The sequence below is a fragment of the Idiomarina sp. T82-3 genome, from assembly GCF_001577655.1.
GTDB classification, from domain to species: Bacteria; Pseudomonadota; Gammaproteobacteria; order Enterobacterales; family Alteromonadaceae; genus Idiomarina; species Idiomarina baltica.
Window position 1 is genome coordinate 181,009 of sequence record NZ_LSBQ01000004.1, and the last position, 10,235, is coordinate 191,243.

General features: G+C 43.9%; 10 protein-coding genes. 7 read left to right on the forward strand and 3 right to left on the reverse strand.

The features are described 5' to 3' along the window. Positions 1-130 precede the first annotated feature (130 nt). Positions 131-1,045 (reverse strand): pirin family protein, encoded by a 915-nt coding sequence (locus AWU56_RS04435; RefSeq protein ID WP_353681479.1) that lies wholly within the window; start codon positions 1,043-1,045, stop codon positions 131-133. 95 nt (positions 1,046-1,140) lie between these two features. Between AWU56_RS04435 and AWU56_RS04440 the strand changes: the two genes are divergently transcribed. Further along, on the forward strand, positions 1,141-1,905 hold the full coding sequence (locus tag AWU56_RS04440) for a hypothetical protein (protein ID WP_286681867.1): 765 nt from the start codon (positions 1,141-1,143) through the stop codon (positions 1,903-1,905). A gap of 58 nt (positions 1,906-1,963) precedes the next feature. Further along, the gene (locus AWU56_RS04445; RefSeq protein ID WP_286681868.1) at positions 1,964-3,658 is read left to right on the forward strand and encodes a class I SAM-dependent methyltransferase; all 1,695 of its coding nucleotides are present in this window, start codon (positions 1,964-1,966) and stop codon (positions 3,656-3,658) included. 28 nt (positions 3,659-3,686) lie between these two features. Here the strand turns inward: AWU56_RS04445 and AWU56_RS04450 are convergent, their stop codons facing one another. Further along, positions 3,687-4,091 carry a DUF805 domain-containing protein gene (locus AWU56_RS04450; protein ID WP_272977820.1) on the reverse strand — a complete coding sequence of 135 codons (405 nt, stop codon included), beginning with the start codon at positions 4,089-4,091 and terminating at the stop codon, positions 3,687-3,689. Between the two features lie 163 nt (positions 4,092-4,254). On the opposite strand from AWU56_RS04450, the gene AWU56_RS04455 reads away from it, so the two are divergent. From AWU56_RS04455 to AWU56_RS04465, 3 genes are read left to right on the forward strand one after another with little or no spacing between them, the layout of a single operon-like run. Next, positions 4,255-4,911 carry a Bax inhibitor-1 family protein gene (locus tag AWU56_RS04455; protein WP_272977819.1) on the forward strand — a complete coding sequence of 219 codons (657 nt, stop codon included), beginning with the start codon at positions 4,255-4,257 and terminating at the stop codon, positions 4,909-4,911. A 10-nt stretch (positions 4,912-4,921) separates the two neighbouring features. Continuing rightward, entirely contained in the window at positions 4,922-5,554 is a 633-nt protein-coding gene (locus tag AWU56_RS04460) for a cytochrome c oxidase assembly factor Coa1 family protein (RefSeq protein ID WP_286681869.1), read from the forward strand. A gap of 23 nt (positions 5,555-5,577) precedes the next feature. Continuing rightward, on the forward strand, positions 5,578-5,892 hold the full coding sequence (locus AWU56_RS04465; RefSeq protein ID WP_286681870.1) for a hypothetical protein: 315 nt from the start codon (positions 5,578-5,580) through the stop codon (positions 5,890-5,892). A 175-nt stretch (positions 5,893-6,067) separates the two neighbouring features. Here the strand turns inward: AWU56_RS04465 and AWU56_RS04470 are convergent, their stop codons facing one another. Then, positions 6,068-7,507: a serine hydrolase gene (locus AWU56_RS04470; RefSeq protein ID WP_286681871.1), complete on the reverse strand. Its 1,440-nt coding sequence runs from the start codon at positions 7,505-7,507 to the stop codon at positions 6,068-6,070. Between the two features lie 169 nt (positions 7,508-7,676). Between AWU56_RS04470 and AWU56_RS04475 the strand changes: the two genes are divergently transcribed. Together AWU56_RS04475 and AWU56_RS04480 are read left to right on the forward strand one after the other, a co-directional pair. Then, a complete protein-coding gene (locus AWU56_RS04475) occupies positions 7,677-9,248 on the forward strand; it encodes a winged helix-turn-helix domain-containing protein (protein WP_286681872.1) in 1,572 nt (523 codons plus the stop codon). A 416-nt stretch (positions 9,249-9,664) separates the two neighbouring features. Continuing rightward, positions 9,665-10,177 carry a hypothetical protein gene (locus AWU56_RS04480; protein WP_286681873.1) on the forward strand — a complete coding sequence of 171 codons (513 nt, stop codon included), beginning with the start codon at positions 9,665-9,667 and terminating at the stop codon, positions 10,175-10,177. Positions 10,178-10,235: the final 58 nt, after the last annotated feature.

Below are 10,235 nucleotides of genomic sequence, written 5' to 3' on the forward strand. Positions count from 1 at the left end.
CCCAAGGTGCCGCCAATCACATAACGCGAGTCACTCACGCCACCAATATTGAACAGCGCTTAAAATTACTAAACATCATTTATTCTCTTATGCATAGGAGTATGTAATTTTAAGGTGTTCGCAGTGAGATTCAAGGCAAAGGCACAAAATCCTCGGCATCGCCGGGGATTTTTGGGAACGCCTGTTGCTGCCAACGTTCTTTGGCTGCTTCAATCAGTTCTTTGTTACTCGCCACAAAGTTCCAATACATATACCGTGTGCCAATCGCGTCGCCGCCAACGAGTACAAGGTGGCTATCGGCCAGAGTCGTGATCGCGACACCCGTCGTATCACCAAATACACCCATGTGGTGTTCAGCGAGCTCAGCTTTATTAACCTGCACTGAGCCTTTAACAACGTAGACCGCAAGCTCTTGTGCTTTGGGTAAAGCGAAGGTTTCACCCGCCGCTAAATTAACCTCGATATAGAGTGTATTTGAGAACGTCTTGACCGGTGAGGTCTTGCCATAGGCTTCACCGATTAATATTTTCGCATTGCCGCCTGTGATATTTGCTGAGGGGAGTTCGGCTTCGTCGTAGTGGTGAAAGCTGGGATCGCATTGTTCGTCGGCCTCGGGCAGCGCGAGCCATAGTTGCAACCCGTGCGCGCGGTGGGGCTGTTGTTTGACTTCCGGCGATTGTCGCTCCGAATGCACGATGCCATGACCTGCGACCATCAAATTAATGTCACCTGGCTTAACTGTGACATCGGTGCCGAGTGAATCCTTGTGCTGCAACTCGCCTTCAAACAAGTAAGTAACCGTTGCCAAACCAATATGTGGGTGAGGGCGCACGTCGATGCCTTCATCCTTGGCAAAGTCCGCAGGCCCCATGTGGTCAAAAAACACCCATGGTCCCACTGACTTCATGCCGCGCGACGGCAAAATACGCTTCACTTCAAACCCACCGATATCACGTCCCCGCGGATCGATAATGCGTTTTAACGCATCACACCCCGATATCGCTTTACAATCACTCTCTAAAGATCTGGCTAGGTTGCTCATCATGGCTCCAATGTTACGCGCGGTATTAAGTCAATTTGTTAAAACTAACCGATCTCTGTATAGTTCGCCAAAACAATAACTTAAAAGACATTCAAAATATGATTGCTATGCACATGACCCTCTCAGGTCGCCTTATTCCGCCGCTTGGTATGTTTGCTTTGTTAGGTATGGCTGTGGCCGTTGGCGTTGGTGCGACGCTCTACGCAGCTGACTGGGTTGTGTACCTCATGCATTGGGTTTCTGACTTTTTGTATAACACCGAACTCATGTTTAGCAGTCTTTTGCACGCCGTTGGCCTAACGGACGATATCTCAAGTACCTATTATTCATTTGCCCGTGAAAAGAACGCCGGTGTATTTGCTGGGGGCCTGTACATAGCGACTGAGGTTTTATATCTGGTTGCGGTGGTTGTTGTCGCAACGCGCGCAGCGGTCGAGCCACAATCTAAGTCTGTAAAAGCAAATACCCCTAAAAAGTCGGTCTCGCTGTATTTATTGTTAAATATCGCGTACACCGTTGCCTTTTTCTACTGGATAATGTTCGACCTACAATACGCGCGGAACTATCAAGAGGCGTTGTTAGGGCCTCTGCGTGAACAGGCAAGTAGTTTGTCGAGCGTATTTATCGCGACCTGGAGTTGGAAACTCATCCTGTTTGTACCACTACAGTTGGCATTGATTGTCGGTGCTTGGCGCAATAGCCCCTGGTTTAAAACGCTTTTTGCCAGCTATTTGATATTTGATGTGGCGTATTACGGCTTGCTGACGGGTTTAACAACAAGTTCACATTCGGGTTTATTTGTCAGCATTGTCGCATTATTATTGTTTACGCCGTATTTGTTGACCGCCAAGCGCTCGTTCTAATCGCTTGGCGTTAACAGACATGGCTTCGCAATAAACAATAATAATAAGCGCAGAAACCATGTCCGAAAACATCGCATACTATTCCAAACATGCTGAGTCACTCGCTGACAATTATAATCGCGTACCGTTTGAGTCGGTTCATAAAGACTGGCTACATGCGTTGCCAGAGCAGGGCATGGTGCTTGATGTTGGGGCGGGTTCAGGGCGTGATGCGCGCTATTTGGCTGCACGCGGCTTAAATGTCGTCGCGGTAGAGCCCGCGCACGGGATCCGCGAAGTCGCGCAGCAATATACCGTCAATAGTGCCGTACGTTGGATAGCCGACAGCCTGCCCGATTTAACTAAAGTCTTTGCGCTGCACACCAAATTTGACCTGATCCTACTCAGTGCGGTGTGGATGCATATCCCATCATCGACCCGCGAGCGCAGTCTGCGCAAATTAAGTAGCTTATTAAAGCCCAATGGAAAGTTGGTGATTTCGTTACGTCACGGTGCCTGTCACGACGAACGTACGATGTATCCTGTTTCGGCGGATGAGCTGGCGCAACTGGCGAGTCGTTACGGCCTAACCTTCGAATTACTGACCCCCGAGCAACAATCTGATGAGTTAGGTCGCGATGATGTGAGTTGGCAGACGGTCATGCTGACGCTGCCCGATGACGGCACGGGGGCATTTCCGCTACTCCGCAATATTGTTGTGAATGACAATAAAACATCAACGTATAAAGTCGCGTTGCTTCGAAGCCTGCTCCGCATTGCCGAAGGTCATCCCGGCGCTGTGCTAGATCAAACAGACGACCACATCGCGATCCCCGTGGGGTTGGTGGCATTGTATTGGCTAAAACTGTATAAGCCCTTAGTCGATCATTACGGTATGCATCAAAGCACTAATAGCGGTAAAGGGCTCGGCTTTGTTAAACCCCACGGCTGGCAATTGCTCAGCGATCGCAGTGCAGGGGATTTTACGATTGGCGCTCAGTATAGCGATGAGGCTATTGTACAGCCCTTGTACCGCGCCTTAAAAGATATTGCTTCAACGATTAAAAACATGCCCGCCAAATACACCACCATCCCGGGCTCGGGTAATGCGGTTTTTGCAGTTGAGCTGAATCGCACGCAAAAGCCAAAGCGAAACCTTACCTTAGATTTACCGTTTTTAAGCGCGTTGGGTACTTTTTATGTGCCCAAGCACATTTGGGATTCATTAACGCGTTTCAGCGTTTGGATTGAACCTGCGCTGGTGAATGAATGGGCGGCGCTCATGGCAAGTTATGCGCCGAATAAGCAAAAGGCATTTAACCGAAGCGATTATTTAGTAGCGCTCGACTGGAAAGACGACACACGAACCACAACACGGGTGCGTCAACGCATCAACACATTGCTAGCAGAGGATAAGGTGCATTGTTGTTGGACCGGTAAACCGATTAAGCCTAATCGCTATGCTGTTGATCATGCGTTTCCCTTTGCCCGATGGCCCAATAATGACCTTTGGAACCTGTTGCCCAGCCAAGCCCAGGTCAATTTAGAGAAACTAGATAGACTACCCAGTCGCGAACGATTGAGCACCGCACGAGAATTGATTCTGACGTGGTGGCAGCAGGGCTGGCAGATAAATAAAAGTGAATTTTTTACCCAAGCCAACCTGGCACTCCCCAATTTAAGCCACCACAACCAAAGCTTTGATGATGTATTTGAAGCGTTGGCGCTACAGCGGGATAGAATTAAAGATATCCAGCAATTAGCGGAGTGGTGACTCAAGCAAGTGATACTGCTGAGCAGCATTATTTGCGAGGTGGTCCGTATTTGGAGCCTTCTTCTCTGCTGTCTAACACAAAGAAAACCAATAAGACGATTGCGCCAATAAACGGAATAAAACCAATAAGCAGCCACCAACCCGTTCTGCCGATGTCGTGCAAACGGCGAACGCCAAGCGCTATTGAGGGTATTAATACAAATAAGCCATACAATGCACCCAATAAACCAACTTGCGCCTCCGCATTATAAGTGCCCAGCAAGCCATCGATTATCCCTAGGAAAAAGCCAATCACAAAGTTAAATAAAATGAACATCCAATATTCACGGCGGCGTGCTCGGCCCGTAAATTTAGCGTAATTCTTTAGGGCGTACGTATAGCATCCAAATCCCGAAGGCACGTATTGATCTGTTTGTTCGCTTTCGCCTGTCATAAATTCCCCTTAGTTCTGTTATTATTTATCGGTTAATATGTATAGTGACATGTAAAAATTTATGATTCAACGCATCGTTATAAACCCCTACATAGGCGCCGAAGCATGGAACTTACCGACAAACGCGGTTGCTCGATTTTCCCGGTGAATTAAAGGAAGCAAAATGGAAAGTGATGTATTTGATAGAAAAAGCACGACCTGTCCTATTATCAGTGACGCTAGATACCATTTAATTATTGGTTTAACGCTATGCTGGGGCTTCATCATAAACTGGTGGATAGTGACCCATATCGAAACAGAATCGATTTCTAATATTAACCCGTGGCTGTTTTTTCTAGGTTACTTTGCATCGTGCTTTTATGGCGTTTACTTGTTTAACAAATCAAGCAAACCATGGGTGAGCTTTATTGGCTATAACTTTGTGGTTGTTCCTTTTGGCTTAATCGTTAACCTTGTTGTGAGTCAATATGATCCCGACGTCGTGGCTGAAGCCATCCGAGTAACGGGTATGGTCACTATAGGTATGATGTGCTTAGGCGCGTTGTTTCCTGCCTTCTTCAAAAAGATTTCCGGTGCACTCACCGTAGCGCTCTTGCTTGTGATTGTCGTAGAGCTTATCGAAGTGTTTATATTTGGCGTGCACCACGAAGTACTTGACTGGATCGTGGCACTGATATTCTGCGGCTACATAGGATATGACTGGGGCAGGGCGTGCCAGATACCTAAAACCGTTGATAACGCGATTGATAGCGCAGCGGCGCTTTATATGGATATTATTAATTTATTCCTGCGTATTTTAAGAATTTTGGGACGGGATTAGGCGTATCAATATGAGTGATAAAAAAAGCAGTAACGGTCAAAAGATATCCTCTCAAGTGAACAACTCACAATTGCCTGTAGAAATACGAGGATGGAATTGGGGGGCATTTCTTCTCAATTGGATTTGGGGAATCGGAAATGACACTTATAGAGCGTTTTGGGTTTTTGTGCCAGGCGTTAATATAGTGATGCTCATAGCACTTGGTCTAAAAGGTAATGAATGGGCATGGCGCCACGGAGAATGGCAAAGTGCTGAACACTTTAAGCAAGTCCAACGAAAATGGAGGAATGCCGGTTTCATTTTCACTGGAATAATAGTTGTATTCTGTGTTATTAGTGTATTCGGAATCAACGCTTTATTTAAAAATTCCGATGCCTACAAAGTGTCGTTTGCTCAAGTAAGCGATTCCAAAGAAGTTCAAAGTCGCATAGGCAGCCCATTAGACAGTGGTTTTATTATCGGCAGTATAACGACAAGCGGTCCGGATGGAACCGCAAGTTTGGCATACCCTGTTGAGGGTCCTAAAGGCGAGGCCAAGGTTGCTCTTTACGCATCTAAAAAGCTCAATAAATGGACTTTAGAATGTTTAGTTGTGAATTATAAGAGCGTCGAGGAACAGACAATCATTGTTCCTTGCGATTAAATCGTTTTCACTCAGGAAAATTAATGAAAAAGCTTCTCTCTAGAACAATAAAAATAGGTATCGTTTTAAATCTGCCGCCGCTATTTTTAAAACTCATGCTGTTAGCTAAACTCGATATTTTCCCCTTTATTTTTTCGGCATTGCTATGGGCAAATATTCCACTTCAGTACCTAGGCATTGGCTCGTTATTTGACTCCAGCCAGCTCACTTGGGGAGAGTTTGGTGTCAGCCAAGCATCGCCGATTGTTTGGTTGGTTATTGTATTGTTCTGGCTAATCGTAGCGGCGCTTATTAGCTATGTCAGTTTGCTAGGGAGAGTAAGACTTGAACGGAATTAATAGGCTATTTTTTAGAGCGGGTTAATTATTGGGGGCTGCTTTGAGCGAGTAGCATACGTTGGTTGTACAGGCTGATATTTCCTTTGGAGCAGCGGGCAACTAGGACCAAGAACTATAGTTGTTCTTGGTCGATGCTAAATATAAATTTAGTATTTCCCAATCATTCAATGACGTCTCATAGTAATCCATTTATCTTACTGATTGCTTTAGACGCATTCTTATTGTTCTCATCTAACAACAGTGATTTTTCATATGCTTTTAGAGCTTTCTTAAATTCTTTATTGGCAAGATAGGCTTCGCCGAGACTGTCAAAGGCGTTTGAGGACTCAGGGTGTTGTTGTGTATTGAGTTCAAAGAAAGCTACTGCAGCACTTAGTTTCCCAACTTCTATCAGTTGATAGCCAAAATAATTTAATCCACGCTCGCTGAAACCTTTGTTCGATTCTTGCAGTAGCCTATATGATTTTATCGCTGCTTCTATTCCATCCTGACGGAGCTCAGAATAAAGTTGATCTTCGAGACGCTTTTTCGCAAAAATAACTGGGCGACCATAAATAATATTAAGAATACCTTCTGTCATAGAGCTAAGTGGTGCGCCGCCAGTGTTGTTTTGGATAATAATAGTAATATCATCTTCAATTACTCGAACGACATCGCCATTGAATCCCGGCATCATACCTGGATGATGTATCTGAGTGAGTTTTTTACCAAACTTATCCTTCGGTAGTTCAGTGATTAACCAGCCATAACCATAATTGCGATGAGGTGACGCTGAAAAAGCTCTTTTCTTAAGTGCTTCACTGAATACCTGATTTGAATACAAGGCCTCGCTAAACCGATATAAGTCCCCGACCGTTGAGTAAATCGAACCCGCAGCATAGGTGACAGTCATATCAATGTTCTTTGCCGGTTTAAGTCCTGCTAAAGTTTTCTCATACCCATGTGCACTTTTTAGAACAACATAGCCAGAGTAGGAGTCTCCGCTGTTTCTCATCTTTAGCGGATTGAAAATATAGTCTTGCAGAGCTTGTTCATAACTTAAATCAGTTACCTGTTCGATTATTTTACCCAAAATGGAATAGCCGGCATTGCTGTATCGGAACTCACTACCGGGTTCAAATTGCAGATCGCCGCTACAAAACTTCGAAATAAAATCATCGAGTCCATAAGGGTTATTAGCTTCTATGTTTTTAAAGTCAGGCTGACTGAATACGTTTGGAATGCCTGACGTATGATTTAAGAGCTGATGGATAGTTACTTCCCTGCCGGTATCATTGCGGTAGCTAGGTAAGTAATCATTGATTGAATGATTTAAATCTATTTTTCCTTCTTCAACCAATTTTAGAACCAATGCTGCTGTAAAAGACTTGGTTGTCGAAGCTATTCTAAACTTTGTATCGACAGAGTTGGGGATTTTCCACTCCATATTGGCATAGCCGTAACCCTTACTTAGTAACACTTCACCTTGATAAGAAACTAAAACCGAGCCATTAAACTCACCATTTTCGGCGTAGGACTCAACAAAAGCATCTAATCTCGAGGTCTTGATGTCCGTTGCATCCACAAAGGCACTGATTAAAAGTAGGGCAGAAATGCTGAATAATTTTATATACATAATCATCCTTAGTCGTTCAAAATAAGATAAGATTTTCGTTTCGCTAAAAAACGTACCTGAGTATTAAAAAGGAAACATGACTTTAATGGTCCTTTTGGGTGACTTATGGTGACTAATCTACAAAAATCATTTAAAATCAAATAATTATAAAACTCAGGGTAAGTTAGTGATGGATGTCTTTAAGGTAGGGAACGACCTTATTTTAGATCCCTTTAACAAGAAGGTGACAAGGAATGGGGACGATGTATCTCTATCGGAACTGTCTTATCGATTACTGCTGGAGCTTGTTGAACATGCTCCTGAGATCGTACCTCATGACCAGCTTATAAAAGCTGTTTGGAAAGACCGAGTTGTTTCTGATGAGAACCTTAAGAAGAGAGTATCTCGCTTGAGAGACTCGCTGGCGGATAATTATTCTGCTCCCAAGTATATTGCAGCCGAACGTGGATTGGGATATCGGTGTGTTGCAGCGGTAAGAAAAGTTAATCATTTAGAGCGCGCAGACAATGATAGTTTTGATTTTCGAGCAATCGATGCGATCAAACGTTTAGTATCTCACCTACCTATGCGGTTGGTGGCTAGCGTTGGGATACTTGCAATAGGAGTGACTTCATTCTTTCTCGTACACCATGAAAACCAGAACCCACTCAATGAAGTAACTGAAGCTATCAATTATGAGGCGGCTCAGAGCTATTTGAAATTTACAGGAAAAGACAACGATACGGCGATTTCGTTGTATCAAAATGCGATAAATAGAGATCCTCAGAATGCTTCAAGCCATAGTGGATTGAGCGATGCTTACCTTCAAGGTTACTGGCACTATGGAAAGGATAAAAGCTGGTTGGAGCTAGGAAAGCAGCATGCTGAAAAAGCCGTACAAATTAATGAAGACTTGGCTTGGGGCCATAAAGCTCTTGGGCTTGCGTACTATTTGGACGGACAATATGAAAACGCAATTGCCTCATTCGAACTTGCGCGTCAAATTGAACCGAGCTGGGGTGAGCTCCCAGCCTATGCGGCACTTGTAGAGATCCAGTTAGGTCACTTTATTAACGCAGATAAACTTGCAGTTACGTCCGTTGAACTTGATCCTAGTAACCCATTTACTAACGCAGTTCTTGCCGAGTTATATCGTCAATCATATCGCTTCTACGCGGCCGAGGAACAGTTCAGCAAAACCTTAAATATCGATCCAAGCTTTTTAGTGTCTAGCCTATTTTTTAGTGAGTATTTGCTAGAAAAAGGAAAACATATAGAGGCTATTTCTGTGTTACGCGGTGTGATTCATAAACATGAGAATTCACAAAAAGCGCATTGGCTACTGGGTCTAGCACTCATGATCGACAATCAAGTTGGAGAAGCGATTGATGAATTCTCGGCAGCATCAAGCTTAGGTGGACGTTATTATCTTTCATCTGCAGTCTATCTAGCGGCACTCAAAAAAGATCGTACAGAATTATTCAAGTTGGGTGAGCAAATTGTAAAGCTCAAGTTAAATGGGAACCAGTGGACTGAACTGACTTTCCTTGAGGGGGTAGTGCTATTAGTTAATGATAAAGCTACCGAGGCAAAGGGCACATTTGAGTCGGCGATATTTGAGGGGTTCACAACGACTTATCGGTACACTCACCTGCCGGTGAATTCAGGCATAATAACTTCGCCTCAATTTACTGGATTATTAAACCTTATTGAATCAAAAAACAAAGATAAGATGCCAAAGCGTATTCCACCGCGAACTTAATGATGTCTCTAGATTTTTTAATACTGAGTTAACTTAATTTTAGAATGACATCGTTCATGCTGTATCTATAAAAATTAAAGAGGCGGAGGCGCACCAGCATGTTGGTTCGGTTTCAAACACTCTCGTAGGAAAACACTTCGAATCTGTCGCGCTTAAGGTATTCGCCGCAAAAGAAATTGATCTTAAGGATAACCTATAACTCTTAGTTGCCATTTAACAAAGCCCGTGGGGTATAGCCGAAACGCTTACTAATAATCCCATTCTGACGAACAATTTATCGAGTTGACTACCTGAACAACGCTCCTATTACATGTGTCATACCTAAATTTGATTTTCATGTTTGTTGTTGGTATTACTAATTTGCTGATCAAAATCCTAATAAACAGCATGTGATACCTAAAACAAGGAACTCAGAAATGAATAAGAAAAAAGTATGGGGTTGTCTGCCTGCACTGCTTATGGTCTCTACTTTCTTCTTTACACATGCATCTGCGCAACAGCGTGAGGAGTGGATCGAAATACACGCTGATAGGTTTGATAGGGTCGAGGCGTTCTTTTTAGATAATGGCTGTGAGTTTTATCAAAATGCAGCGTTTATTTACGACAGCGGGTCCGCACGTTTCATCAGTAAGGCTGAGGTTAAAGAGGTACTGCCTGCAGATGCGGATCTGTTTATGGAGCATGGCTGCTCTATTGAGGTCTCTCCGAAGGCGCTGAGTCGGGTATTAAGTTACAACAAGCGCATTCCTGAAAACACCAAGGTCATTCTATTTTTTGATTTGGTGGTTGCTCAAGATGGCAGCTCGGTCATAAATATGCTATCTGACGATCTCAAATCGGCTTATAAGGCGCGCCTAGCCGGTTTATCCAAGATTCATAAGTTCGAGAAGTATAAAGTCGTGACTTCCTTAACTGGCTACAACCAATAAGTGCTGACGTTATGCTAACCATACCTTCGCGAAAATCGAAACTGCAAAAGTGGCTTAT

Excerpts from the sequence above, each read along its gene's own strand:
- AWU56_RS04435 (WP_353681479.1), bottom strand. The coding sequence starts at position 1,045 with ATGATGAGCAACCTAGCCAGATCTTTAGAGAGTGATTGTAAAGCGATA.
- AWU56_RS04440 (WP_286681867.1), top strand. The coding sequence starts at position 1,141 with ATGATTGCTATGCACATGACCCTCTCAGGTCGCCTTATTCCGCCGCTT.
- AWU56_RS04445 (WP_286681868.1), top strand. The coding sequence starts at position 1,964 with ATGTCCGAAAACATCGCATACTATTCCAAACATGCTGAGTCACTCGCT.
- AWU56_RS04450 (WP_272977820.1), bottom strand. The coding sequence starts at position 4,091 with ATGACAGGCGAAAGCGAACAAACAGATCAATACGTGCCTTCGGGATTT.
- AWU56_RS04455 (WP_272977819.1), top strand. The coding sequence starts at position 4,255 with ATGGAAAGTGATGTATTTGATAGAAAAAGCACGACCTGTCCTATTATC.
- AWU56_RS04460 (WP_286681869.1), top strand. The coding sequence starts at position 4,922 with ATGAGTGATAAAAAAAGCAGTAACGGTCAAAAGATATCCTCTCAAGTG.
- AWU56_RS04465 (WP_286681870.1), top strand. The coding sequence starts at position 5,578 with ATGAAAAAGCTTCTCTCTAGAACAATAAAAATAGGTATCGTTTTAAAT.
- AWU56_RS04470 (WP_286681871.1), bottom strand. The coding sequence starts at position 7,507 with ATGTATATAAAATTATTCAGCATTTCTGCCCTACTTTTAATCAGTGCC.
- AWU56_RS04475 (WP_286681872.1), top strand. The coding sequence starts at position 7,677 with ATGGATGTCTTTAAGGTAGGGAACGACCTTATTTTAGATCCCTTTAAC.
- AWU56_RS04480 (WP_286681873.1), top strand. The coding sequence starts at position 9,665 with ATGAATAAGAAAAAAGTATGGGGTTGTCTGCCTGCACTGCTTATGGTC.